A 24,998-nucleotide genomic window follows, 5' to 3' on the forward strand; every position below is an offset into this window, starting at 1 on the left:
GTCTTTTCGCATGCGGGTTCAGTCTTTCAGCCCGACGGGAATGGCGGCCTCGGGCGTGTCGGCCTCGGTGCTGGTGACGGGGTAGGAACAGTAATCCGCCGCGTAATAGGCGCCGGGCCGGTGATTGCCCGAAAGCCCGGTGCCACCGAACGGCGCGGCGGAGGAAGCGCCGTTCGTCGGCTTGTTCCAGTTCACGATACCCGCGCGCGACAATTGCCAGAACCGTTCGTAATCCGCCCGGCTTCCCCCGACCAGCGATGCCGAAAGCCCGTAGGCGGTGTCGTTCGCCGCATCGATCGCCGCGTCCAGATCGGCGACGCGAATGATCTGTAGCAGCGGGCCGAACAATTCATCGTCGGGCCGGTCGGCCACGTCGGTCACGTCGAGAATGGCCGGGGTCAGCATCGGCTTGCCCTCTGCCACGCGGCGGAGCGGACGCACGACGCGCGCGCCCTTCGCCACCAGCGCATCATGGGCGGCGAGCAAACCATCGGCGGCTTGGTTGTCGATCACCGGCCCCATGAACGGCTGCGGCTCGTCGAACGGGGCCCCCACGATGATGCGGTCCACCATCGGCAGCAGCCGCTCCATCAATGCATCGTGCAGGTCATCCCGCACGATCAGCCGCCGCGCCGCGGTGCACCGCTGTCCCGCCGTGGTATAGGCCGATTGCACGATGATCGTCGCCGCCGCGTCGAGATCGTCGGTATCCCACACGATCAACGGGTTGTTGCCCCCCATTTCGAGCGCGGTGATGATGCCGGGGCGGTCGGCCAGCGCCTTGTTGATGGCAATGCCGGTGGTGGACGATCCGGTGAACAGCACGCCGTCGATGCGGGCATCGCCGGTGAGCGCGCGGCCTTCCTCCGCCCCGCCGGGCAGAAATTGCACGACATCGGCGGGAACGCCGGCACGGTGGTAATATTCGACGAGCCGCCGACCCACCGCCGGGGTTTTCTCCGACGGTTTGAAGACCACGACATTCCCGGCGATCAACGCGGGTACGATATGGCCATTGGGCAGATGCGCCGGAAAATTATAGGGGCCGAGCACCGCCATCACGCCATGCGGTTTGTGCCGCAGCGCGCCCGTCGCCGCCCCGTCCAGCGCGCGCGTACCGGTGCGTTCCTCGTGCGCCTTGACCGAAATCTCGACCTTGGCGACGACCGCCGACACCTCTGTCTTCGCTTCCCAGAACGGCTTTCCCGTCTCGCGCGCGATGAGCCTTGCGAAATCCTCCGCATCGTCGCGCACCTCGTTGGCAAAGCGGCGCAGGATCGCGATTCGCGCATCGGTGCCCTGCGCCGCCCATTCGGGAAAGGCATTGCGCGCCCGGGTCAGCACCGCATCGACATCGCCGATGGCAATGCGGGCGATTTCGTCGTCGGTGGCGGGTTCGGTCGAAACGATGGGGGCGGTCACGTGCAATCCTCTTTTGTCGCGGGGCCCGTCGGTCACGGGCATGAACTGGTTTCAGGTGCATCCATATGGGCACGGCGCGCTGAATTGCACGCCTATCATTGCGGCTGTCCGGCGGGGCGGGGCGCATCGCCATGGGCATCCCCCATGCGGCGCACGGCCTCGACCTTTGCATGGAGAGGGGTCCAGTCGTCGTCCCTGTCGATCGCGGCCCAGATCGCCTCCACCTCCTCGATCAGCATGGATTGCGCCTGTTCCTCGGACCAGTAGGGGTGCGTATCGGCGACCCTGTCGGTTCCGGACAGAAGCGCGGCGAACCCGCTGGCCTCGGGCGGCAATCGGCCGGTTCGCGCCGCGTGAAAGAACGCGTCGGGCTGCATGCCGGTTGCGCGCATGGCCTTTTCGCCCTCGCTGACCAATGCAGCGGCGGTGTCGCCATCACAATCGCGAACGCCGAGCCGCCAGGCAAAGCGGCGCCGGACCGCGGCGGTGAACAATGCGGCATAGCGGTCGAGCGCGGCGATGAGCGGCTCCGCCTCGCATATGGGGCGCAGCGCGATGGCCAATTGCGCACAGTTCCAGTGAAGCGCGTCGCCTTGCCGCCCGAAAGCGTAAAGCCCCTCCCTGTCGAAATAGGCGGCGGTGAACGCGGGATCCCATCGGGGCAGGAAGCGCCACGGTCCGTAATCGAAACTTTCGCCCGACACATTCATGTTGTCGGTGTTGAGCACGCCATGCACGAAACCCGCCACGGCATAGGACGCCGCCTGATCCGCGAGCCGTTCGACCACGAGATGCAGCAAGCGGACCGCGGGATCGTCCCGCTGCGGCGCGTCTTCGGGCGGTGGCGGGCCGGGATAGTGGGTGAGCGCATATTGGGTGAGGGCGCGCAGGTGCTCATCCTCGCGCAGGAAGGCGAGCCGCTGAAAACTGCCGATGCGGATATGGCCGTGGCTCAACCGCACCATCACCGCGCTGCGCGTAGGCGAGGGTTCGTCACCGCGTTCCAGGCTTTCGCCCGTCTCGATCACCGAAAACGTGCGCGAGCTATGCACGCCCAGCGCCTCCAGCATTTCGGTCGCGAGGATTTCGCGCACCGCCCCCTTGCAGGTCAGCCGCCCGTCGCCGAACCGGCTATATGGTGTCTGTCCCGACCCTTTCGTGCCTAGGTCCATCAAACGGCCGGCGCCGTCGCGCATCTGTGCGAACAGGAAACCGCGCCCGTCGCCGATCTCTGGATTGTAATTGCGAAACTGATGCCCGTGATAGCGCAGCGCGAGCGGCGATAAGAGATTCTGGGGCAGCGATTCGAACCGCCCGAAATGCGCGATCCAATCGGCGTCGGAAAGATCGGCAAGGCCAACCTCCCGCGCCGCGCGATCATTGCGGAATCGCAGCGTATGGGCGGGAAATGTCGCAGCTTCGACCGGGTCGGCGATCCACGATGCGATGGACAGGATCGGCGTTTCGGGCCGATAGCGGGCTGTTTGCGGATCGCCTTGCATCGCGCGATAGTGGGGCCGTGCCTGCGATCGTGCAATTCTCTTTTGGCAAAAGGCACGCTAAACGCATGGCCACACGCCGCCATCGCCCTTCTCGATCAGGATACGACAGTGACCGACACACCGCGCGACACACGCGAAACCCGCGCCGACCCGGCGAGCGATGAAGGCAGGGCAGCGCCCTATATCGACAGATTCTGGGAAAGCGATGACGGCCTGCAACTCCATTACCGCGATTACGAAGGGCCCGAGGGATCCGGCGCGTTGCCGGTGCTGTGCATTCCGGGGCTGACCCGCAATGCGCGCGATTTCGAATCGCTTGCCGAAACGCTGGCGCAGGATCGCCGCGTGCTGGTCGCCGAATTGCGGGGCCGGGGGCTGAGCGAGCAGCCGCGCGATGCGGCAAGCTACACGCCCGTCACCTATGCGCAGGATATCGCCGGATTGTTCGCGCAGGAGGGGATCGCGCGCGCGGTGTTCATCGGCACCTCGCTCGGCGGGATCGTGACGATGCTTTACGCGCTTTCCCATCGGGAACGGATCGCAGGCGCCGTGCTCAACGATATCGGCCCGGAAATCGAGCAGGTCGGGCTCGACCGCATCGCCGGCTATGTCGGGCAGGGGCGCAACTATCCGACATGGATGCACGCCGCGCGCGCGTTGCAGGAAAGCCAGGGCGAATGCTATCCCGACTGGGGCCTCGACGAATGGCTGGCCCATGCGAAACGGTTGATGGTGATGGGCAATAACGGGCGGATCGGGTTCGATTACGACTCTCGCATCGCCGACGCCTTTGCCCGCGATGACGAACGGCCGGAGGATGACGCGCCGCAGCCCGTTTCGCTCTGGCCGGGATTCGACGCGCTTGCGGGGCGGCCCGTGCTGATCCTCCGCGGGGAGAATTCGGACCTGCTTTCGCCCGCAACCGCGGCGAAGATGGCCGCGCAAGGCCCTGAGGTTACGCTTGTCACCGTGCCGCGAACCGGCCATGCGCCCACGCTCGACGAACCGCAGTCGCGCGAGGCCATCGCCCGGCTGCTGCAACGAACGGGCTGATCCTCACATGGCGAAGAAGAAGATCAAGGTGTTGAAGGTGCGCAAGCTGCTGCACCTCGGTATCGATGGCGAGGCGATGGCGTGGTCGGCACGTCTGATCCGCAGCCTCCCGCCCAGGATGCAGAACCATTCGCCCTTCGCCGATGATGACACGGCGTCGAGGTTGCAGCTTTACCGCCCTGATTTTCCTGTGTTTTCGGGTATTGCGGGGCTCGGCCGCCTGTCGCGAATGGCGCGGGCGATGCGCGGCTACGATCTCGTCGTGACGCATGGCGACAGGGCGCTCAACCCGGTCATGGCGCACACGTTTTTCGCAGGGCAGCTGGGCTTGCCGCCGCTGCTCCACCTGCACGATGGGGTGGCGGGGTTTACAGGCGGCATGCTGCACGATTTTCGCCGGCGCCTCGCCTTTGCCAGAACGCAGGCCATCGTCGTGCCGACCACGGACAGCGCCGCCGAATTCGCCCGTGCCTTCTCACCCCCTGCGGGCAGCCTGCAGATCCTGCCGCCGCTGTTTCCGCAGGCGCCGCGCGTAAAACCGCGCCCCGACGCGATGCCCCGGCTGGTAAAACGCGGGGCGGAACGATGGATCGCGGCGCAGGCATGCGATTTCGCACCGGTTGCCGATGCGGTGATCGGATCGCTGCCGCAGATGCCGGATCATTGGCGGCTGGTATTGTTCGGAACGCGCGCGGAAACGGCGCCGCTCGTCGCGCGGGCGGAGCAGGATGCGATGCAGGACCGCGTGCTGACGACCGACCGGGTTGCGGGGCCATCCGATTTCGCGGGGCTTTACGACATCGTCCTGTGCGCGTCGGACGGCGGGCTGCCGCCGGGCATGACCGATGCGATGGCCGCCGGTTCCGCCGTGGTGGTGCGCGGGCCGCGGGCAATGTCCGAACTGCTCCCGCCCGAAGGCCGGTTCGCGCATGTGGGCGCGAGCGATGGCGAGGCCTTGCGCGATGCGCTGTGCCGCATGGTGGCAGGCGATACCGCGGCAGAGGCGGGCGCGGCCAATGCATCCTACGCTGCGGAGCGCGCCGATCCCGCGCCGTATCACGCGCTGATCGCGGGGCTGCTCGACATACCCCAGCTCGATTGACCCGGCCCCGCGACAAGGTTTTGCCCTTTCATCGCGGGTTCAGGGGATAAGCGCTCTATGCCGGGGCCGGATGTGCGACGGGGATTGGCGATTGAAAAGCCCTGTCGCGCCGCCTAGACCCCGCGCGAACCGACCGCATGAAAGGCAACGAACTTGGCGCTTCGCCCCAAAACCCCCGAAGACCGGCAGCAGGCGCTCGCCCGGCAGGAAAAGGCGCAGGAGGACGTGTTCCGCCGCGAGGTGGACGAAGCCGTGCGGCAGGACCGGATGCAATCCGCGATGCGCCGCTATGGCGTGCCCGCGCTTGTTGTCGCGGTTCTGCTGATCGTGGGGCTGGGCGGCTATGTCTGGTGGCACGGGCGGCAGGTCGCAGAGGCGGAGGCCGATGCGGTCGAGCTTACGCTCGCGATGGATCGCATCGATGCGAATCGGCTCGATGAGGCGAGCGAGCGGCTCTCTCCCCTTCTGGAGTCCGACATTGCCGGCTATCGCGCGCCCGCCCGCATGGCGGCAGCGGGCATCGCGCTGGAACAGGGCGACGCGGCGGAGGCGACACGGCTTTTCGACCTCGTCGCGCAGGATGCCGACGCGCCCGATGCCCTGCGCGATCTTGCGCGGCTTAGGGCGGTGTCGGCCAATTTCGACGCGATGGCCCCGGCCGAGGTGATCGAGCGTCTGGGCCCGATCGCGGCACCCGGCAATCCGTTTTTCGGCAGCGCGGGCGAGCTGGTCGCCATGGCACAGATCAAGCAGGGCAACGAGGACGAAGCCGGCGCCATGTTCGCACAGATCGCGCGCGAGGACGACGTGCCGCAATCGCTGCGCGCACGGGCGCGGCAGATGGCCGGCGTGCTGGGCACCGACGCGATCGACGATGCACAGCAGGTCGTCGAGGATATCATGCAAGGCAGCGCCGCAAGGCCGCGGCCGTAAGAGGATCGGATGCAGGTTTTGAACACATATTTTCCGACATCGGCCCGCCGGCGCGGCGCAGGTTTCCTGCGCGGTACGGCAATGGCCGTGCTTGCCGTCTCGCTCGGCGCGTGCAGCATTTTCGACAAGGGCGACCCCGAAACCACGCCGACGGTCGGCAACCGCACGCCGATCCTCTCCAAGATCGAGAGCGGTGCGAAGGTGGACCCGGCGCTGGCCAATGTGCCCGTCGTGCTCCCGGCGCAGCAGGTGAACGCCGAATGGGCGCAGGCGGGGGGATCGGCCTCCAAAAGCTATGGTCATCTCGCACTGTCCCCTTCGCCCGGCCGGGCCTGGTCGGTCGATATCGCCGGGGGCAACACGCGCCGCAGGCTCGCCGCGTCGCCGGTCATCGGCAATGGCATCATGTTCGTCTATGACACGGCGGGAACGGTGCAGGCGTTCGATGCGAACACCGGTGCGCGCCTGTGGCAACATTCGCTCGAATCCGACGGTGGGGGCAGCAATTCGCTGTTCGGCGGCGGGGTCAGCTATGCGGACGGGCGCGTCTATGCGACCACGGGCCTTGGCGAGGTTGCCGCGCTCGACGCGCAGACGGGGGCCGAATTCTGGCGCGTGAATTTGAACTCGCCCTTGCGCGGTGCGCCCACGCTCGCGTTCGGCGAAGTGTTCGTGATGACGCAGGACAACCGCATCTATGCGCTGGATGCACAGGACGGGTCGCAGAACTGGACCGAGGCGGGCTCTTCGGGTCAGTCGGGTGTGTTCGGCGTGGCGGCACCCGCGGCGGGGCAGGGCACGGTGATCGCGGGCTATTCCTCGGGCGAGCTTATCGCCTATCGCTATGAAAACGGGCGCAACCTTTGGGCCGATGCGCTTTCACGGACCAGCATTTCGACATCCGTCGGCACGCTGACCGACATCGACGCCGATCCGATCATCGATTCGGGCCGTGTCTATGCGCTGGGTCAGGGCGGGCGCATGGCGGCGTACGAGCTCGTCACCGGGCAGCGTATCTGGGAACTCAATCTCGCCGGGATTTCGACGCCGGCGGTCGCGGGCGACTGGATCTTCACCCTCACCGACGATGCGCGCATGCTCGCCATCAGCCGCGCCACGGGCAAGGTGCGCTGGATCGCGCAGCTTGCCCATTATCGCAAGCCGAAGAACAAGGAAGGCGAGATCTTCTGGTCCGGGCCGGTGCTTGCGGGCGAGCGGCTCTGGATCGCAAATTCGCGCGGGGAACTGTGGGCCGTGAATGCCGCCGATGGCGAGGCGAACATGATCGCGGAACTGAACGCCGGCGTATCGCTCGCCCCGGTGGTTGCCAACAACACGCTTTACGTGCTGGACGAAAGCGGGCGGATCACCGCCTTTCGCTAAACCATGATGCGCGCCCGGCCCGCCCTGCCGGACGCGCCATGATCAAAAGCTCTTCGCGCCGTAGATCCGCGATACGTCGCCGTTCCATTCGCCGTGATACAGGTCGAGGCATCGTTCGGCGAGCGTCTTCCCGCTGCGTACCACCTCGTCCAGCGGTTCGAGAAAGCCGGTTTCGTTGTCCCCGCTCGCATTGCGGCGGTCGCGCGCGGACAATCCGGCTCGCGCGATGGACAGCACCTCGCCCGCGATGTCGCGCAGCGTTCCGCCGCCCGGCAGGGGCGCGGCCAGCCCCATTTTCGGCACCGCGTCGCGCAATGCCTCGCGCTCGGCCATGGTCCAGCCCTTGACCAGATCCCACGCCGCGTCGATCGCGGTCCGGTCGTAAAGCAACCCGACCCACAGCGCCGGAAGCGCGCAGATCCGATTCCACGGCCCCCCATCGGCCCCCCGCATTTCGAGGAAGCTCTTGAGCCGCACCTCGGGAAAGGCGGTGGACATATGGTCCTCCCAATCGGCGGCGGTCGGCTTTTCGCCGGGCAGGACGGATAGCTTGCCATCGAGGAAATCGCGGAACGAATGGCCTGCCGCGTCGATATATCTTCCGTCGCGAAAGACGAAATACATCGGCACGTCGAGCATGTAATCGGCATAGCGCTCGTAACCGAAGCCATCCTCGAACACGAAGGGCAGCATGCCGGTGCGATGCGGATCGGTATCGGACCAGATATGGCTGCGATAGGACAGGAATCCGTTCGGCTTGCCCTCCAGAAACGGCGAATTGGCGAACAACGCCGTCGCCAGCGGTTGCAGCGCGAGCCCGACGCGGAACTTGGCCACCATATCGGCCTCGCTCTCGTAATCGAGGTTCACCTGAATCGTGCAGGTCCGCAGCATCATGTCGAGACCGAGATTGCCGACGCGCGGCATGTGGCGGCGCATGATGTCATAGCGCCCCTTCGGCATCATGGGGAGCTCCTCGCGCGTCTTGTCCGGCCACATTCCCGCGCCGAGGAAGCCGACGCCGAAACGGTCGCCAATCGCCTTCACCTGTTCGAGGTGGCGCCCGGTTTCGGCGCAGGTTTCGTGCAGGTTTTCAAGCGGCGCGCCCGAGAGTTCGAGCTGTCCCGCAGGCTCCAGGCTGACCGTGCCGTCGGGGCCGGACATGGCGATGACCTTGCCGTTTTCCTCCACAGGCGACCATCCGAATTGGGTGAGCCCCATGAGGATGTCGCGAATGCCGCCCGGTTCGTCATAGCTGGGCGCGTGGTGATCGCCGCGCTTGTACACCAGCTTTTCATGTTCGGTGCCGATGCGCCAGTTTTCGGGCGGCTTTTCCCCGTCGGCCATCGGGCGGATCAGGGCGTCGCGGCTTTCGATGACCGGCGCGGCTTGGGCAGAGGTTTTGCGCGTGCTCATGCCCTGCGCGTTAGGACGCCACGCCCCGCGATGCCAGCGCAATCTTATGGGGGGCGCGCCTTACGCCCAGTCGCCCGCGATCCCCATCCACAGCGCCGTTGCGGCAAGGGTCGCAGTCTCCCCCCGCAGGATACGAGGGCCGAGCGTGATCGCGCGTGCGGCCGTCACGCCGCGGATCGCATCGCGTTCGGCATCGTCAAATCCGCCCTCCGGCCCGGTGAGCAGGGCGGCCGTTCGCGGTCCGCGGGCAAATTCTCCCGCCGCCGCCGCGCCGCCCGTTTCGTCCGCGAAATACAAGGCCCTGTCATCGGGCCAGTCGCGCAGCAATGCGGCCAGCGGGACAGGCGCGCACAATTCGGGAAGGGCGGTTCGCGCGCATTGTTCGGCCGCCTCGGTCACGATGGTACGCGCGCGGTCGAGGTTCAGCGCATCGGCAACGCAGCGGCGCGTGATGAGCGGCTGTATCCGCCGTACGCCAAGTTCCGTCGCTTTTTCCAGCACCTGATCGAATCGCGGTTTCTTGAGCAATGCGGCGCATAGTGTGAAATCCGGCACGGTTTCGCGGGGGCGCATGTGTTCGACGATTTCGGCGGTCACCGCGCGCTTGCCCACGTCGGTCACGCGGGCGGCCCATTCGCCGGTCGCATCGTCGCACAGCATCACCGCATCGCCTGTCCCCACGCGCATCACGCGGGCGAGGTAATGGGCGGCCTTCCCCTCGATGCGCACGTCCTGCCCCGGCGACAGAGGGTGTGGCACGAAAAGGCGGGGGGCGCTGCGCGGCGGCCAGGCGGGGGTTGCGGGCATGGCGAAGCGTCTAGCCGCTTCGCTTCGCCGCGAAAAGACGCTAGCACGCTGCGCATGGATGTGACCGCAACGCCCGACACGCAGTATCGCGGCTTCGTCGCCTGGCTCCCCGCGCCGGCGCGGCCCTATGCGCTTCTCGCCCGGTTCGATCGGCCGATCGGCTGGTGGCTCCTTTTCTGGCCCTGTGCGTGGGGGGTGTTGCTGGCCGGCGGGATGGATCGCTGGCCGCTGCTGCTCTGGCTGCTTGTCGGCTCGATCGCGATGCGCGGCGCGGGATGCGTGTGGAACGATTTTCTCGACCGGGATCTCGACCGGCAGATCGCGCGCACCGCGACACGCCCGCTCGCCAGCGGTGCGGTGTCTGCAAAGCAGGCTTTGCTATGGCTGGGGGCGCTTTGCATCGCCGGGTTGATCGTGCTGCTGCAATTGCGGTTGCAGGCACAGCTTGTCGCGCTGGCCAGCATCGTGCCGGTGGCCGCCTATCCCTTGATGAAGCGCATCACCTGGTGGCCGCAGGCGTGGTTGGGGTTGGTGTTCAGCTGGGGTGCGCTGGTCGGCTGGGTCGAGATCGGGCTGCCGCAATGGGGCGTGCTGGCCGCGCTTTACGCCGGGGCGATCTGCTGGGTCATCGGCTATGACACGATCTACGCGCTGCAGGATATCGAGGATGACGCGCTGGTCGGTGTGCGGTCGAGCGCGCGGGCATTGGGCGGACGGGTGCGCGGCGGGGTGGCGGGCTTCTACCTTGCGGCGATGGTGTTCTGGATGGTCGCGTTCTGGTTGCTGCGCGGGCATTGGCTGGCTCTCGTCGCGCTGGTGCCGATGGCGCTGCATCTTGGCTGGCAGATCGGGACATTGCGGCCGGCGGATCCGGCCGATCCGCTGGCCAAGTTCCGCTCGAACCGGTTTGCGGGCTTGCTGATGGCGCTGGCCTGTCTCGTTGCGGGCAATGCCGGGATGTAACTATCGCGGCAGGCGTGCAAAATCGACCGCGGCGATATGGTCGAGCACGCGGGCGCGCACCGCTCGCGCCTCCTCGAGACCGATGCCGGCAATCGCGAAACTTCCACCCGCCAGCCCGAAGTGCAGCCGCGCATAGCCGCGCATCCGGGCAAGCGGGCCCTGCGCGATTTCCACGCTATGCAGCCGGATCCGAGGCACGGCGGTGAGTTCGGGCGACAGGAGGCCCACCTGTCCGAACAATGTCGCATCGTCGAGCGCATGGCGATGCCGCCGCCATTGCAGCCAGCGTGATGCCGCGATCAATCCGGCAATCACCACCGGGATTGCGGCAAAGAGCCAGTAGGGCGAAACCGCCAGCCCCGCCGCAACAAGGAGCAGCGGAACCGCACCGATCAGCGCCGCATCGGTGAAATAGCGGGAATCCGGTCTGTGCCAACGCGTGTCCGCATCGGGCAGGTCGATACCGGTAATGGCTACGATCCGGGCGATTTCCGCCATGGTGGCAAAGGGTGCGACGACATGGCTCGCTTCGGATTTGTCACTGGCCAGGCTGACGAAGGACAGGCCGTACCAGCCAAAGAGGCGCCGGATTGCGCCGGTGCCGATCGTCGCGGCCTGTACGCGGTGCAGCGGCATGACCACGTCGCTGCGCGTCAGGAGCCCGCGGCGCCGGCGAAACCCCTTGTCCGTGCGTTCGAGGAGAAACCGGTAATCGCCAAGAATCGTGCGAACCATCCCCGTGACGAACCCGACGAGCAAAAGTGTCCCCAGCCCCAGCACGGCGCCCGCAATGGCCAGCGCGATACCCGCCGCGGCAACATATTCCCCTTGTTGACCAATGAGTTCTTCCCAGAAGCTGTCATTCCATATCAAGGGGGAAAGCAGGAATTCGAACTGCTGAAACCCCGCGGCCAGGACCGCGAACACGAGGAGCGAGAACTCGAAGGCGCCGAAGGTGACGAGCCGCCTGTTGTCCATTGCGAAAACGGTCTGCGCCGCTTCGGTTGCGGGGGTGGCCGATGTTCCTTCTGCACCATTGCCGTCCCCGGACAGCCGCGCGCGCCGGTCGCGGACCTGCTCGCGCAATCGTGCGCCTTCTGCCGCGGTGACATAGGCGAGGGTGACTTCTTCCTTCCCGCCCGCGCCGGTTTCGAACTGCACCTCGACCAACCCGAAAAGCCGCGAAAGCAGCGTTTCCGACAGGCTGACGTCCTGTATCCGGTCGTAGGGGATGGACCGCGCCTCTTTATTGATAAGCCCGCGTTCGACACGAATATCGTCCGCCCCCACGCGATAGCCGAGCTGCCGCCAGGCGATCCATGCGCCGCCGACGACCGCAATCACGATGATTACCGGTGCGATCCAGATGACCCAGTCCGGCACATCGTCGCGCATCGCGCCGAACGCCAGCGCCACGATGCCAAGCATCCCCTGCCACACGCCCTTTGCCGCGCGCACCGCGATGCCATAGGGATGCGTCCGCATCAGCGAGCCGCCATCGGCCATGTCGCTCATCCCGCTTCGCCCTCTGCGATGAAGGCGCGGATCGTTTCCCGCATGGCAAGCGCCTCGCCATGTTCGAGGCCGGGCAGCGCGACCGATGCATTATGGGTGCCCGCCGTATGCACCACCAGCGTGGCAAGCCCGAACAGGCGTTCGATCGCTTCTGCATTGACGTCGATATGTTGCACCCGGCCAAAGGGAACCACCGTATCGCGCCGGTTCCACCATCCGCGCACCACGCGCAGCCGGTCGCGCGTAAGCCGATAGCCGAGGCGCCGATAACGCCGGCGCGGCATCATGACGACGAAGCCGAGAAGCAGAAGCGCGACCGGAGCGATGAACGCCCCTGTGGGCATCGGGGCGGCAATCTCCGCGACGATGGCGGCGACGGCCACCGGCACGATCACCATGATCGCACGCATCCGCATCACCTTGATCATGTTCGGATGCACCGGATCGAGCGTGTCTTCATTCATCATCGCGTCCCCCTCATTCCGCGGCGAGCAATTCCTCCGCCCCGCCCAGATCCACGCTGACCAGCCGGGACACCCCCTGTTCCACCATGGTCACGCCGAACAGGCGGTGCATCCGGCTCATGGTCACGGCATTATGCGTCACGATGAGATAGCGCGTCTGTGTCTCGCGCACCATCGCATCGAGAAGATCACAGAACCGATCGATGTTCGCATCGTCAAGCGGCGCGTCCACCTCGTCCAGGACGCAGATGGGCGCCGGATTCGTCAGGAACAGCGCGAAAATCAGCGCGACCGCCGTCAACGCCTGCTCCCCCCCGGACAAAAGAGTGAGCGATTGCAATTTCTTGCCCGGCGGTTGTGCGTAGATTTCGAGCCCGGCCTGCAACGGGTCATCGCTATCGACGAGGGCGAGATGCGCCTGCCCCCCGCCGAACAGCGTGGTGAACAGCGAACGGAAATGCCCGTCGACCGCGTCGAACGCGGCCCTGAGCCGTTCACGCCCCTCGCGGTTCAGGCTGCCGATCGAGCCGCGCAGGCGATGGACCGCCTCGGCAAGATCGGCCTGCTCCTGCGCGCTGGTGCCCTGTTGCGCCTCGGCTTCGGCGAGTTCGTCCGCCGCAACGAGATTGACCGCGCCCAGCCGTTCGCGCGCCGCGACATGCCGGTCGAGCGTTTCGCTCTCGCTCTGCGCCGTGCCGACCGCGTCCTTCGCGAAGCCGGCGCGTTCGGGGAGCAGGGGCGGAGGACATTGAAACCGCTCGCCCGATTGGCGGGCAAGTTCGCCCCGGCGCGCTTCCTCGTTCTCGGCACGGGCGGCGGCGCCGGCACGATGTTCGCGGGCCTGCGACACCGCTTCGTTCGCGGCGGTAAAGGCGGCTTCGCCAGCGCGGGCGGTCTCGGCGGCGGCGGCATGGGCGTTTTCGGCGGCGGTCAATTCCGCCGTAAGCCGGTCGCGTGCCGTTTCCGCCTCGGCGATTTCGCGGTGTAACGCTTCGGGCCGGGCGGCGGTGATCGCGCGCTCCTCCTCGATCTGTTCGCGCCGGCGGGTCATCCCGGCCAGCCGCTTTGCCGCGTCGCCTGCACGCGCCCTCCACCCGCGCATGTCGCTGCTAAGGCCGATGACGCGTTCGCGCGCAACGGCGAGCTGCTGTTCCAATGCGGCGAGCGCTGCCATCGCGGCCTGCATTGTCGCGCGCGCGGCATCGTTCGCCTCCTTTGCGGCGTCGTGAGCGGCGCGTTGTGCCTGCGGATCGGGCAATCGGGCGCGCGCCTGCTCCGCCTCGTCATGATTTTCGGCGGCCGCGGCGATCTGCGTGTCGAGTTCGGCCAGCCTTTCGGCCAGCTCCTCGGAAAGGCGGGCGTGCCGTTCCACCGCGCTTTCGGCCTGATCGCGGGCGCGCAGCGCGCTGCGCTGCTCCTCCGCCGCCTGCGCCAGGGTTCGTTCCGCCGCAGTGCGTCGCTCTCCCGCCTGGCGGAGCGCATCGTTCGCGCGCGCTGCCTCGGTCTCCGCCCGTGCCACGGCATCGGTCAGCGCCGGCAACCGCGCGGCAAGCGCCTCGCGCCGGTTGGCCGCCTCCAGCCGGGCCGCCTCCGCCGCGCCTTCGCCACGCGCGACGAACCCGTCCCACCGGCGCAGGGCACCCGCCATCGTCACCAACCACTCGCCGGGTGCGAGCGCCACGCCATCGTCCCGCCCCGCCACCCGGACCAGTGTCAGCCGGGCAAGCAATTCATCGGGCGCATCGCGGACATGGTCGGCAAGGCTGTCGGAAATCGCAGGCGGGGGCGGCGCGCCGGTCCAGAAACGGCCGTCCTCCTCCGCCTCCGGCCGACCCAGCGGCGCGGCGGCATCCCGGCCCAGAACCGCGGCCAGCGCCCGTTCGTAGCCCGGTTCGGCCGCGACGGCATCGATGGCACGGCGCTGTCCCTTCTGCCGGTCGCGGGCCTTTTCCCGCGCGATCCTGTCCCTTTCAAGCGCGTCATGCTCCCGCGCGACGCCGGCCAGTTCCGCCTTTGCCGCCGACAGCGCGCCCGCCGCATCGTCGCGCGCGGTGCGCAAGCCTTCCCGCGCGGCGCTTTCCTGTTCGAGCATGTCCCGCGCCTCGCGTAGCGCGGCATCGGCGCGCTCCACCCGCGTGCCCGCATCGTCGAGCGCGGCGGCCAGCGCGGCGGCATCGCCGGCCTCGCTTGCCTTTTCGGCGCGCTGCTCCTTTTCCCGTCGCAGCTGTGCCAGCGTCCGCTCCGCCTGCGCGACCGCAGCCTCGGCCACGCGCCAGTCCGCCTCCACCCGCGCCTGCTCCGCCATGGCCTGCGCCAGCGTCAGCTCCGCATTGCGCGCGTCACGCTCGGCGCGCTCCTGCGCGTGGGCGAGGGCGGGGCGCCGGGCCTCATCCTCGGACAGCTTCGCCTCGGCATCCTTCACCTCGCGTTCGAGCCTGTGGATTGCATCGGCGGCATCGCGCGTGGTGCGGTTGGCATCGTTCTCGTCCGCCTCCATCCGCGCATGCTGCCGGTCGAGATCGGCGAGCTTTTCCTCCGCCGCCTCCAGCTTTCCGGTCAGCACGGCGAGCATGTTCGCCTGCGCATTGAGATCGTCGCGCCGGTCCGCAACGATCTCCCGCGTGGTGGCGAGCCGTTCTGCGCCCTCGCGCTGTGCTTTGGTCGCGGTGTTCAGCGTGGCTTGCGCTGCGGTGACGTTGGCCTCGGCCTGCCGTGCGGCGGCGCGGGCGGTTTCGGCTGCGCTCGCGGCATCGCGCCACCGGGCAAAGAGGAGCCGTGCCTCGCCAGTGCGGATCGTGTCCGACAATTCGCGGTATTTCTCCGCCGCCTTCGCCTGCCGCCGCAAGGTGCCGATCCGGCTGTCGAGCTGCGCCAGCAATTCGTCCAGGCGTTGAAGGTTGGCCTCTGTCGCGCGCAGCTTGTTTTCCGCATCGCGCCGCCGGACATGCAACCCGGCGATGCCCGCCGCTTCCTCCAGCATTTCGCGCCGCTGTGCCGGTTTGGCCGCGATCACGGCGGCGATCCGGCCCTGACTGACCAAAGCGGGGCTATGCGCGCCGGTCGCCGCGTCGGCGAACATCAGCGATACGTCCTTCGCCCGCACGTCGCGCCCGTTCAGGCGATAGGCGCTGCCCGCATCCTTTTCGATGCGGCGCATGACCTCCATTTCCTTGCCATCTTCGGTTTCGGCGAGCAGCACGACCTCTGCGAAATTGCGCGCCGGGCGCCGCTGCGTGCCGGCAAAGATCACATCCTCCATGCCCGAACCGCGCATGGATTTCGGGCTGGATTCGCCCATGACCCAGCGCAACGCCTCGAACAGATTGGATTTGCCGCAGCCGTTCGGGCCGACGACGCCGGTCAGGCCGGGCTCGATATGCAGTTCGGTCGGTTCGACGAAACTCTTGAACCCGCTCAGCCGGAGCCGCCGGAATTGCATCAGCGTGCCCGCGGCGCGCCCGGAATTGCCGGGTCTTCGATCACCGCGCGCCCGCGTTCTGCAACGCGGTCTGCACCTCCGGCCAGGTCAGTGCCTCGATCTTGCGACCGTTGATGAGGAACGTCGGCGTGCCGGTGATATCGAATTGCTCGCCCTGCGCCTGCGTATTTTCGGCAAGCTGCGTGGCGGTCGGCGCATTTTGAAGGCAGGAGATCGCCTGATCGCGCGAAATGCCCCGCGCCGCGAAGAAATCGAACATGCCGGTAATCTCGGCTATCGCCACGTAGCGTTGATCGTCGGGGGCGGAAATCGCGCCTTGATACGCCTGCTCGCCCGCGTTCTGCACCGCTTCGAAGAATTGCGGCTGATTCGCCCAGAACTGATCGGTGAGTGCGAAATAGCTTTCATCCGCGCCGCACCGGGTCAGCATAGCGCCGGTAATGTCGATCGGGTCGCGCACGAAATTGCGAAGCTCGAAACTGACGCGGCCGGTATCGACATATTCGGTGCGCAGCGGCTCCATCGCATTGCCGGAAAATTCGGCGCAATGGCTACAGGTGAGCGAGCCATATTCGACAAGCTTGATCGGCGCATCGGGGTTGCCCATGACATAGCCGCCTTCGGCCGTCTGGCTGATCGTCTCCGACCAGCTCTGGCCCGCGGGCGCCGCGACGCTGGCCACCGGTTCGCCATTGGCCGGGGCGGAGCCCGTAGCCTCGTCTCCGCCCGAACCGCAGGCAGCGAGAGCGAGGATGAGCGGAGCAGCGAAAAAGGCGGTCTTTGCGGGCAGGCGGATCATGATCGGAAAATATCCTCGTATGACGGACGAAGGGACGTCTGGCCTCCTTGAATAGCCCATTCGCGGCACGAGGCAAATGCCATGCCGCCCGGCCTTTGGGTTGTCCACAACAGGCCGGTTGGGCAAGGGCAGCGCGTCAGGGCAGGATGCGCGCGTCCAGCACTTGCTTCAACGCGCTCCAGTCGTGGACACCGGGAAGAAGCTTTCCATCGATGGCGAAGCTGGGCGTGCCGGTGACGCCGCTTTGCGCATATTGGCGCGACAGCGTGACGAGCCTTTGCGCCATCGTATCGTCGGCGATGCAGCGGTCGAGCGCCACGGGTGTATAGCCGCGGTTCTTCATCAGATCGTATAGCCCCGCATCACGGGCGAGCGCCTGCCGCCGTGCCGCGTTGGTGCCGGTTTCATAACGTGCACGCTGTGCGGGGGTGGTCGCGCGGATACGGTCGAGCCATTGCGGCTGCGCTTTCATCAGCACGGTGTGGTTCGCGGCGAAATTCGCCGGCTTGCCGCAATTGGCGATCAGCGCGACCGTCAGGTCGAGCGGGTCGCGAACGAGATGGCGGATCTCGACCCCGACATGGCCCGGCCGGGCATAGGCGAGCTTGAGCGTGTCGCCGGCCTGCTTCTCGAAATGGGCGCAATGCGGGCAGGTATAGCTTACATATTCGGCGAGCCGCATGTCGGCATCTTCCCGCCCGATGAGGTGCCCCGCCATCGGCGCGGTCTGCGCAGCCGCACTTTCCTGCGCCGATACGGCGGGGGCGGCGGCAAGGGTCGCTGCAAGCGCGGTGCCCATCAAAGCTGAGATCATGCGCATCAGTTCTTCGTCCTGTTCCCTGCCGATTCCATCGAGCGTGCCAGGGATTCCAGCACGGTGCGAAGTTCCGGATCGCCAATATCGCGCAGCGATTCGCCCAGTTCCATCGAAATAGGTTTGAGCGATGGGGGCGCCGCCGGCCGCGCTCCCTTGTCCTTCGGCGGCTGAACCGCGCCTTGCCGGATCTTCACCCGCTGTATCGCGCGATAGCCGAAGAAACGGTTCACCCGCTCGATAATGTCGGGCACGACATGTTGGATAAGCGGCGCGTGCGCTGGCATCACCACGAGATTGAGCGTGCCGTCCGCCTTCTCCCCCGGTGGGAAACGGATCGATTCGGGCGCGGTGACGCGGGCATGTTCGGCGCCGACGATTTCGGGCCAGCGTGTGACGATGCTCGACTGCACGAAACCAAAACGGCGAAACGCGGTCCGCCCGATCTGCGGCATGAGATCGGCAATCGGCTTCGCCCCGCCGCCGCGCGGACGTTCGTAGGGTTTGGCGCCCTTGCGCGGTTTCGCAGGTTTGGCAGAGTCGCTTTTCATGGATGCACCGCCCATGCCATAGAACAGGGCGTGAAGACCAGTTCCCAGATGTTCGAAACCGACCCCATGCCCGCGGCACGTTTGCTCGCCTGGTACGATGTTTTTGCCCGCGATCTGCCGTGGCGGACCCCGCCCGGTTCGCAAGGGACGCCGGACCCCTATCGCGTGTGGCTCTCCGAAATCATGTTACAGCAAACCACGGTGGCCGCCGTGCGCCCCTATTTCGCGCATTTCACGGCGCGCTGGAGCGATGTCGGCGCGCTTGCGGCGGCGGATGACGATGCCGTGATGGCGGCGTGGGCGGGGCTTGGCTATTATGCGCGGGCGCGAAATCTGCTCGCCTGTGCAAGGGCCGTTGCGGCGCGCGGCGGCTTTCCCGATACGGAGGAGGAATTGCGCGCATTGCCCGGGGTCGGCGCCTATACCGCGGCGGCAATTGCGGCGATCGCGTTCGGCAGGCGGGCGGTGGTGGTCGATGCCAATGTCGAGCGGGTGGTATCGCGCCTTTTCGGAATCGAGGAACCGCTTCCCAAATCGCGTCCCGTGATCCGCGCCGCGACGGACGCGATCACCCCCGATGCCCGCGCCGGCGATTTTGCGCAGGCGATGATGGATCTTGGTGCCGGAGTTTGTACGCCCAAGACGCCATATTGCCTCGAATGTCCGCTCCATGCCGGGTGCCGTGGACGGGAGCAGAGTATCGCCGCCGACCTGCCGCGAAAATTGCCGAAGAAACCCCGGCCCGATCGCCGCGGCACCGCGTTTTTCGCAGTACATGGCGGCGATGTCCTGCTCGTGCGGCGGGCGGGGCGGGGGATGCTTGGCGGGATGTGGGCGCTTCCCGACGATGGCTGGGCTGCGGGGTGCGACGGGGACGGAATGCCGCCGTTTCCGGCCGACTGGACCGCGGTGGACGGCATTGTCGAGCATGGCTTTACCCATTTCGCACTGTCGCTGTCGGTGCAGGAAACGCAGGTCGCGACGCGGCAAAACCTGCCCGACGCGCAATGGTGGCCGATTGACCGGATTGCCGATGCGGGGCTGCCGACGCTCTTTGCAAAAGCGGCGCGGCTGGCGCTCGGCCAAAAGGACAATCACGGCCAGCAGGGCAATCAGGGGCAGCAGGCCGAGTTTGAATGACGAGCGAGAGGAAATGCACCATGTCCACACCCGCCGATACGGCCCCGTTATCGATGGACCGCGCGGACCATTTGCGCGGGGATAGCGACGCGATCGCCGCCTTGGTCCGCGGGGATGCGCGCCTTTTGTCGATGACCGGCATGGCGCCCGATTTCGATGCGCAGGACCGGCTGCGCTGGACCCGCCTGTCCGATGCGGCGGAGGGGGCGGAACTGATATTCCTCGGCCTCGATGGGGAGCGGGGCTGTTTCGCGGCGGTCCCGGCGATCAGCGATCCCGTGCCGACGCGCGCCGTGCGCGACCTTGCCGCGCGGCTGCATTCCGACGAATTCGCGGTGTTCGCCTGCGCGCGAAGCATGGCCGATTGGCATGCGCGCCATCGGTTCTGCGCCGTGTGCGGTGCGCCGACGCGTATCGCGCGCGGCGGGTGGCAGCGGGACTGCACCGACGCGGTTTGCGGTGCAACGCATTATCCGCGTTCCGACCCTGTGGCGATCATGACCGTAGAACACTGCCGCGCGGACGGGGAGCGCGTTCTGCTGCTCGGACGGCAGGGGGGATTTCCGACCGGCATGTATTCCGCGCTCGCCGGGTTTGTCGAACCGGGCGAAACGCTGGAGGATGCTGTCGCGCGGGAGGTCTTGGAGGAGGCAGGCGTCCGCGTCCGCGATGTGCGCTATCGCGCAAGCCAGGCCTGGCCCTTTCCATCGCAGCTCATGCTTGGCTGTCATGCGCATGCCGACGATGACCGTATCGTCGTGGACACGAACGAGCTTGAGGATGCGCGCTGGTTCACACGGGCGCAGATCGCCGATGCGCGCGATGGAAAGGCCGGGGCCGCGTTTTCTCTGCCGCCTGCCTATGCCATTGCGCATCGGTTGATTTGCGAGTGGTTGGAGCGGGACTGAACCATCTCCGCCCGCGGGTTTCAGTCCTTGCGTTCCGACTGTATCGCGGCGCGGGTCTTTTCACCCTTTTGCGCATCCTGCGCGGGCTGATCCTGTCCAGTGACGCGTTCGACCTGATTGTCGGGGGTGAAGGCGTTCTTCTCCTCCGCCCGCTTTCCGACACGGCGTTCCAGATCGCCGCCGGCGGAGCCTTGCTGCGACGGGGTGGCCTGTTCCTGTGCGGCGTCGATGATGTCGTTGTCGGGGTGACGCGATTGGCGTTCGGGCATGTGCTTTCTCCTTTACCCGGTCAACGGGCCGGGGAGGGCACCTGTTCCGTCGTTCTCGCTCAGACGAGGCCCAGCTTCGTCAGACGGTTAAGCAGGCGCCCGGGCAGCACGTCGCCCGGGTCCGCCCCTTCGGGAAGGTCGCGCGGCGCGTCCGCCTCCTCCAGATAGCGCCAGCCTTGATGCGCGCGCTTGGGCCGGGTTTCCACCGCGATCAGTTCGGGGGCGAGCACGATGTCATACCGGCCATCCTCGCGCTTTTCAAAGGCACGGATCTCGCTCCGCCCGACGATGGAATGGTCCACGATCCAGTAGAGCGACCCGCCGATCATCTCCTCGTGCCGCTTGGGAATATAGCGCGTATTGATGCGAAATTCGGCCTCATGCGCCGCGATCCGCTGGCGCAATCCGTCGACGCCATTGGCGCGAAAGGCGATCTTGGTCATGTTGAGCGGCATGATGCGTATCTAGGAAGCGGCGGCGCCATGTGCCAGCGCCGCGCATGTCATCCGGTCAGCCCGCTCGCCACGGCGAGGCCGAGAAACGCGAAGAAACCCATGGAATCGGTGATCATCGTGACGAACACCGACGATGCCACGGCGGGATCCTGATTCATCCGGTCGAACAATACGGGCACGGCAACGCCCGCAAAACCGGCAGTGACGATATTGATGACAACCGCCGCCCCGATCACCGCGCCCAGCATGGGGGTAAAGATGAACGCCGTCGCCGCCCCGATGAGCACCGCGACCGTCCCGCCATTGAGCAGGGCGACCCGCATTTCGCGCCATATCACGCGCCGGGTGTTGGACCGGGTAAGCTGATTGGTGGCGAGCGCGCGCACCGCGACCGCCATCGTCTGCGTCCCTGCATTGCCACCGATACTGGCGACGATCGGCATGAGCACGGCAAGCGCGACGAGCCGCTCGATCGCGGCGCCGAAGCTCGCGATGATGAGCGAGGCGATGAGTGCCGTGCCAAGGTTCGCGATGAGCCAGCGCACACGTTCGGTGTAGGATTGGCGGATCGGTTCGTTGATGTCGCCTTCGCCCGCGCCGGACATGAGCAATGCGTCCTCGCCAGCCTCTTCCGACATGATGTGGACGATGTCGTCGGCCGTGATCTGGCCCAGCAACCGGCCCGAACCGTCGACCACGGCGGCGGAAATCAGGGCGTATTTCTGAAAGCGGAGCGCGACCTCCTCCTGGTCCATCTCCACGGGGATCAAGGTCTGGTCCCGCTTCATCACGTCGGAAATCGCGATATTGCGCGGCGTGCGAAGGATCCACGAAAGCTGGCAGGTGCCGACCGGGCGGTGCGCGGGATCGACGACGAACACTTCCCAGAACTCGGTCGAAAGATCCGCGTTTTCGCGCAGGTAATCGATGAGATCGCCGACGGTGATATGTTCGGGCACCGCGACCAGATCGCGCTGCATCAGGCGGCCTGCCGATTCCTCGGGAAAGGATAGCGCGCTTTCGATCGCGGCGCGGTCGCCGGGGTCCATTTCGGCAAGGACGGCGTCGCGGTCGCTCTCGTCCAGATCCTCGATCAGGGCGACGGCATCGTCGGTTTCGAGCTGCTCCGCGATCTGCGCGACGGCATCGGGCGACAATGCGGCGATAAGCTCGTCGCGCACGTGCTCGTTCAGCTCGGCGATGACCTCGCTGTTCATCAGCTCGGCAATGGCGGCGCCGAGCGCGGGGCGTTCCTCGCGTCCGAAAATCTCGAACAGATCGGCGATGTCGGCGGGGTGGAGCGGTTCGACCAGGTCGTAGGCGCGCTGCCGCTCGTCCTCTTCGAGCGCCTCGCGCACCTCCTCGACGAATTCGGGCCTCAGCCGGTCATCCTCGTCGAGCCGTTCCTCACGCGCGTCGAGGTCGGCGGCGAGGCGCGCGGCCTCCCCTGCGGAATCGTCCATCGTGGCGTGTTCGTCGCGGTCCATCGGCGACGAGGGATAGGCGGCGCGGCGCGTAAATCAACTGCGAAGCGCGTCGCGGCCGCATTGTGGAAAACCCTGTCGGCAAGTTCGGGGAAAACTTGCGAAAAAGGCGGGGATGACTTTGCGGGCACCCATCCTATATCGGGGCCAGCCAATGGCGGGACGACCCCGCCGATCAGTATCAGGAGATTGCATGGCCGACGAAACACTGACGTTCACGCTGGACACCGGCAATGGCGAGGGCGGCGATGTCGTCATCAAGCTGCTTCCCGACATCGCGCCCAACCACGTCGCCCGGATCAAGGAGCTGGCGAGCGAAGGGTTCTATGACGGGGTGAAGTTCCACCGCGTGATCCCCGGCTTCATGGCGCAGGGCGGCTGCCCAGACGGCACCGGCATGGGCGGATCGAAGAAGCCGGATTTGAAACAGGAATTCAACGATCACAAGCATGTGCGCGGCACCTGCTCCATGGCCCGCACGCAGGACCCGAACAGCGCGAACAGCCAGTTCTTCATCTGTTTCGACGATGCGAGCTTTCTCGACCGGCAATATACCGTCTGGGGTCAGGTCGAGAGCGGCATGGACCATGTCGACGCGCTGCCCAAGGGCGAGCCGCCGCGCGAACCCGGCACCATCGTGAAGGCGACGGTGGGCTGAACCCGCGCCGCATGATTTGAAAAAGGCCGCGGGGGCGATGGTCCCCGCGGCCTTTTTTGCACCGTCAAAGCTTCGCGTTCACGAGCCAGTCGTGGAAAATGCGCACCGGCCGGTTTTCCAGCGCGCGCGGACGGCACACGAACCAGTAGCTATACGGGCTTTCCACCTTCAGATCGTAAAGCGGGGCAAGCCGCGCATCGTTGGAGCGCGACAGATGGTCCCCGTGCATGATCGCAACGCCAAGCCCCTGCGCCGCAGCTTCGAGGATGAGCGGACCGCTGTCGTAATGATCGACGGTGGGGCGATGGCGCGGCAGCAGGCCGGCCGCCTTTCGCCACGCTTCGAAACTGAGTTCCATATCCGAATGGACGAGGAAGTTCTGTTTCGCGAGAAGATCGGGGTCGGGCGTATCGCCCAGCGTCGCCACAAGCTCGGTCGAGGCGATGGCATGGACGCGGTTCTGGTCGAGTTGCACCATGTGGAGCGAAGGGTCCGGCGCGTCGGACAGGATGATCGCGGCATCGAGCGTATCGCCGAGCCGCGGCACCGGATGTGCGGAGCTTTCCATGTCGATGTGCAGCGCGGGGTAGAGCCGCCGCAATTCGCGCATGCGCGGCACGAGCCGCTGCGCCGCGAAGAGCGGCATCACGGCAAGACGCAAGCGCAGAAGCCGCGAATCGCCCATGTGCGTGCCGATCTTCTCGGCCAGCTCGTCGAGCGCGGGGGCGACCGCATCGAACAGGCTTTGCCCGTCCTCGGTCAGCTTCATCGCCTGATGCTGACGCAGGAACAGCTTCTTGCCCACGAAATCCTCAAGCGCGGTGACCCGGCGCGACAATGCGGACGGGGACAGCGCGAGTTCGTTCGCCGCCGCCTTCGCCGAACCGAGCCGGACGATGCGGACAAACGCTTCAAGACTGCGCAGCGGGGGGAGGCGGCGCGTCGCCATCAGCCCTCGGCCTCTTCGTCCGTATCGGTGTCCGGGACTGGGGGATGGAGGCGCAGGCGTTCGACGTGGCGTTCGTCGCCGGCGATGATCTCGATCCGCCAGCCGCTGTCGTGGTGGAGCACGCTGCCGACCTTGGGCACTTCCTCCGCCAGCACGAAGGCCAGACCGCCAAGCGTATCGACCGACCCTTCGACGACGGCGAGCTCGGGATCGACGCGGCGCGCGACCTCGGTCAGTTCGGTCCGGGCATCGGCGTCCCACATCCCGCCGTCGATCGGCACGAGCTGCTCGACCGGGGCGTCGTCGTGCTCATCCTCGATATCGCCGATGATCTCCTCGACCAGATCCTCGATCGTGATGACGCCGTCGGTGCCCGAATATTCATCGACCACGATGGCCAGATGAACCCGGTGCGAGCGCATGTCGGCCAGCACGTCCAATGCCCCGCGCGCCTGCGGTACGTAGACCGGTTGCCGCATCAATACGGTCCAGTCGTCTGGCGGGGTTTCGCCATTGGCAAGGAAGGGGAACACATCCTTGATCAGCATCATGCCGATCACGTGATCGAGCGATTCGGCATAGACCGGAATGCGCGAATGGCCATGTTCGGCGAAGGTCGCGACCAGTTCGGCCCAGCTTGCGCTGCGTTCGATGGCGATGATCTCACTGCGCGGGATGGCGACATCGTCGGCGTCGTTCTCGCTGAAATGCAGGAGATTGCGCAGCATCTGCCGTTCGGTCTGCGACAGGTCGCCATTGGCATGGTCGGCGGCGGTGTCGCCATCCTCCTCATGCTCGTCGATGGCTTCCTCGATCTGCTCGCGCAGCGATCTTTCGCCCTCGTTATCGAAAAAGGCGCGTATGCGATGCCAAAACGCCCTTCGGTCAGGCTCCGGGTTGCGAGTATCGCCAGATTGGCTGCCGTCCGGCATCGTCGTGTCTTTCATCCTCGGTCATCGGCGCGCCCAGCGT

The 24,998-nt window shown here is 66.5% G+C and carries 23 protein-coding genes; 8 read left to right on the forward strand and 15 right to left on the reverse strand.

Features of this window, described 5'->3' with window-relative positions:
• Positions 1-18: 18 nt before the first annotated feature.
• Complete coding sequence (gene astD / locus K4G67_RS01820) at positions 19-1,422, reverse strand: succinylglutamate-semialdehyde dehydrogenase (protein ID WP_239804699.1); 1,404 nt, start codon at positions 1,420-1,422, stop codon at positions 19-21.
• A 95-nt stretch (positions 1,423-1,517) separates the two neighbouring features.
• Positions 1,518-2,924 carry a protein adenylyltransferase SelO family protein gene (locus tag K4G67_RS01825; RefSeq protein WP_239804700.1) on the reverse strand — a complete coding sequence of 469 codons (1,407 nt, stop codon included), beginning with the start codon at positions 2,922-2,924 and terminating at the stop codon, positions 1,518-1,520.
• A gap of 183 nt (positions 2,925-3,107) precedes the next feature.
• Here K4G67_RS01825 and K4G67_RS01830 point away from each other — a divergent pair, with 183 nt between their 5' ends.
• From K4G67_RS01830 to K4G67_RS01845, 4 genes are all read left to right on the forward strand, one after another.
• The gene (locus K4G67_RS01830) at positions 3,108-3,977 is read left to right on the forward strand and encodes an alpha/beta fold hydrolase (protein ID WP_239804756.1); all 870 of its coding nucleotides are present in this window, start codon (positions 3,108-3,110) and stop codon (positions 3,975-3,977) included.
• 7 nt (positions 3,978-3,984) lie between these two features.
• Complete coding sequence (locus tag K4G67_RS01835) at positions 3,985-5,079, forward strand: glycosyltransferase family protein (RefSeq protein WP_239804701.1); 1,095 nt, start codon at positions 3,985-3,987, stop codon at positions 5,077-5,079.
• Between the two features lie 153 nt (positions 5,080-5,232).
• A complete protein-coding gene (locus tag K4G67_RS01840) occupies positions 5,233-6,012 on the forward strand; it encodes a tetratricopeptide repeat protein (RefSeq protein WP_239804702.1) in 780 nt (259 codons plus the stop codon).
• An 81-nt stretch (positions 6,013-6,093) separates the two neighbouring features.
• Positions 6,094-7,395, forward strand: coding sequence for an outer membrane protein assembly factor BamB family protein (locus K4G67_RS01845; RefSeq protein ID WP_239804757.1), 1,302 nt, complete (start codon positions 6,094-6,096; stop codon positions 7,393-7,395).
• A gap of 42 nt (positions 7,396-7,437) precedes the next feature.
• On the opposite strand, the gene K4G67_RS01850 is transcribed toward K4G67_RS01845, so the two are convergent.
• Positions 7,438-8,811: a glutamate--cysteine ligase gene (locus K4G67_RS01850; RefSeq protein ID WP_239804703.1), complete on the reverse strand. Its 1,374-nt coding sequence runs from the start codon at positions 8,809-8,811 to the stop codon at positions 7,438-7,440.
• Positions 8,812-8,871: 60 nt separating this feature from the next.
• Entirely contained in the window at positions 8,872-9,618 is a 747-nt protein-coding gene (locus tag K4G67_RS01855) for a 16S rRNA (uracil(1498)-N(3))-methyltransferase (RefSeq protein ID WP_239804704.1), read from the reverse strand.
• Between the two features lie 54 nt (positions 9,619-9,672).
• Here K4G67_RS01855 and ubiA point away from each other — a divergent pair, with 54 nt between their 5' ends.
• Positions 9,673-10,581, forward strand: coding sequence for a 4-hydroxybenzoate octaprenyltransferase (gene ubiA, locus K4G67_RS01860; RefSeq protein ID WP_239804705.1), 909 nt, complete (start codon positions 9,673-9,675; stop codon positions 10,579-10,581).
• Here ubiA and K4G67_RS01865 read toward each other — a convergent pair whose 3' ends face one another.
• The 6 genes from K4G67_RS01865 to K4G67_RS01890 form a co-directional block, all read right to left on the reverse strand.
• Positions 10,582-12,096 carry a PH domain-containing protein gene (locus K4G67_RS01865; RefSeq protein WP_239804706.1) on the reverse strand — a complete coding sequence of 505 codons (1,515 nt, stop codon included), beginning with the start codon at positions 12,094-12,096 and terminating at the stop codon, positions 10,582-10,584. It lies immediately after the preceding gene.
• The gene (locus K4G67_RS01870) at positions 12,093-12,563 is read right to left on the reverse strand and encodes a PH domain-containing protein (protein WP_239804707.1); all 471 of its coding nucleotides are present in this window, start codon (positions 12,561-12,563) and stop codon (positions 12,093-12,095) included. The genes K4G67_RS01865 and K4G67_RS01870 overlap by 4 nt, the downstream gene beginning before the upstream one ends.
• A gap of 10 nt (positions 12,564-12,573) precedes the next feature.
• Complete coding sequence (locus K4G67_RS01875; protein ID WP_239804708.1) at positions 12,574-15,999, reverse strand: chromosome segregation SMC family protein; 3,426 nt, start codon at positions 15,997-15,999, stop codon at positions 12,574-12,576.
• A 40-nt stretch (positions 16,000-16,039) separates the two neighbouring features.
• Positions 16,040-16,798: a thioredoxin domain-containing protein gene (locus tag K4G67_RS01880; RefSeq protein WP_239804709.1), complete on the reverse strand. Its 759-nt coding sequence runs from the start codon at positions 16,796-16,798 to the stop codon at positions 16,040-16,042.
• A gap of 136 nt (positions 16,799-16,934) precedes the next feature.
• Positions 16,935-17,618 (reverse strand): DsbA family protein, encoded by a 684-nt coding sequence (locus K4G67_RS01885; protein WP_239804710.1) that lies wholly within the window; start codon positions 17,616-17,618, stop codon positions 16,935-16,937.
• A complete protein-coding gene (locus K4G67_RS01890; RefSeq protein ID WP_420829975.1) occupies positions 17,618-18,178 on the reverse strand; it encodes a DUF721 domain-containing protein in 561 nt (186 codons plus the stop codon). The genes K4G67_RS01885 and K4G67_RS01890 overlap by 1 nt, the downstream gene beginning before the upstream one ends.
• A 33-nt stretch (positions 18,179-18,211) precedes the next feature.
• Here K4G67_RS01890 and K4G67_RS01895 point away from each other — a divergent pair, with 33 nt between their 5' ends.
• Positions 18,212-19,303: an A/G-specific adenine glycosylase gene (locus tag K4G67_RS01895; protein ID WP_239804758.1), complete on the forward strand. Its 1,092-nt coding sequence runs from the start codon at positions 18,212-18,214 to the stop codon at positions 19,301-19,303.
• 20 nt (positions 19,304-19,323) lie between these two features.
• Positions 19,324-20,211, forward strand: coding sequence for an NAD(+) diphosphatase (nudC, locus tag K4G67_RS01900; RefSeq protein ID WP_239804712.1), 888 nt, complete (start codon positions 19,324-19,326; stop codon positions 20,209-20,211).
• Positions 20,212-20,231: 20 nt separating this feature from the next.
• Here nudC and K4G67_RS01905 read toward each other — a convergent pair whose 3' ends face one another.
• The 3 genes from K4G67_RS01905 to mgtE are packed head-to-tail and all read right to left on the reverse strand — an operon-like array spanning position 20,232 to position 22,398.
• Entirely contained in the window at positions 20,232-20,480 is a 249-nt protein-coding gene (locus tag K4G67_RS01905) for a hypothetical protein (protein WP_239804713.1), read from the reverse strand.
• A 59-nt stretch (positions 20,481-20,539) separates the two neighbouring features.
• On the reverse strand, positions 20,540-20,935 hold the full coding sequence (locus K4G67_RS01910; RefSeq protein ID WP_239804714.1) for a DUF1489 family protein: 396 nt from the start codon (positions 20,933-20,935) through the stop codon (positions 20,540-20,542).
• A gap of 47 nt (positions 20,936-20,982) precedes the next feature.
• Positions 20,983-22,398: a magnesium transporter gene (gene mgtE, locus K4G67_RS01915; RefSeq protein WP_239804759.1), complete on the reverse strand. Its 1,416-nt coding sequence runs from the start codon at positions 22,396-22,398 to the stop codon at positions 20,983-20,985.
• A gap of 214 nt (positions 22,399-22,612) precedes the next feature.
• On the opposite strand from mgtE, the gene K4G67_RS01920 reads away from it, so the two are divergent.
• The gene (locus K4G67_RS01920) at positions 22,613-23,077 is read left to right on the forward strand and encodes a peptidylprolyl isomerase (RefSeq protein ID WP_239804715.1); all 465 of its coding nucleotides are present in this window, start codon (positions 22,613-22,615) and stop codon (positions 23,075-23,077) included.
• 64 nt (positions 23,078-23,141) lie between these two features.
• On the opposite strand, the gene K4G67_RS01925 is transcribed toward K4G67_RS01920, so the two are convergent.
• Complete coding sequence (locus tag K4G67_RS01925) at positions 23,142-24,026, reverse strand: LysR substrate-binding domain-containing protein (protein ID WP_239804716.1); 885 nt, start codon at positions 24,024-24,026, stop codon at positions 23,142-23,144.
• Positions 24,026-24,973, reverse strand: a complete 948-nt coding sequence (locus K4G67_RS01930; protein ID WP_239804717.1) for a hemolysin family protein — start codon at positions 24,971-24,973, stop codon at positions 24,026-24,028. The genes K4G67_RS01925 and K4G67_RS01930 overlap by 1 nt, the downstream gene beginning before the upstream one ends.
• Positions 24,974-24,998 lie beyond the last annotated feature (25 nt).

The organism is Croceicoccus hydrothermalis, from assembly GCF_022378335.1.
Classification (GTDB): domain Bacteria; phylum Pseudomonadota; class Alphaproteobacteria; order Sphingomonadales; family Sphingomonadaceae; genus Croceicoccus; species Croceicoccus hydrothermalis.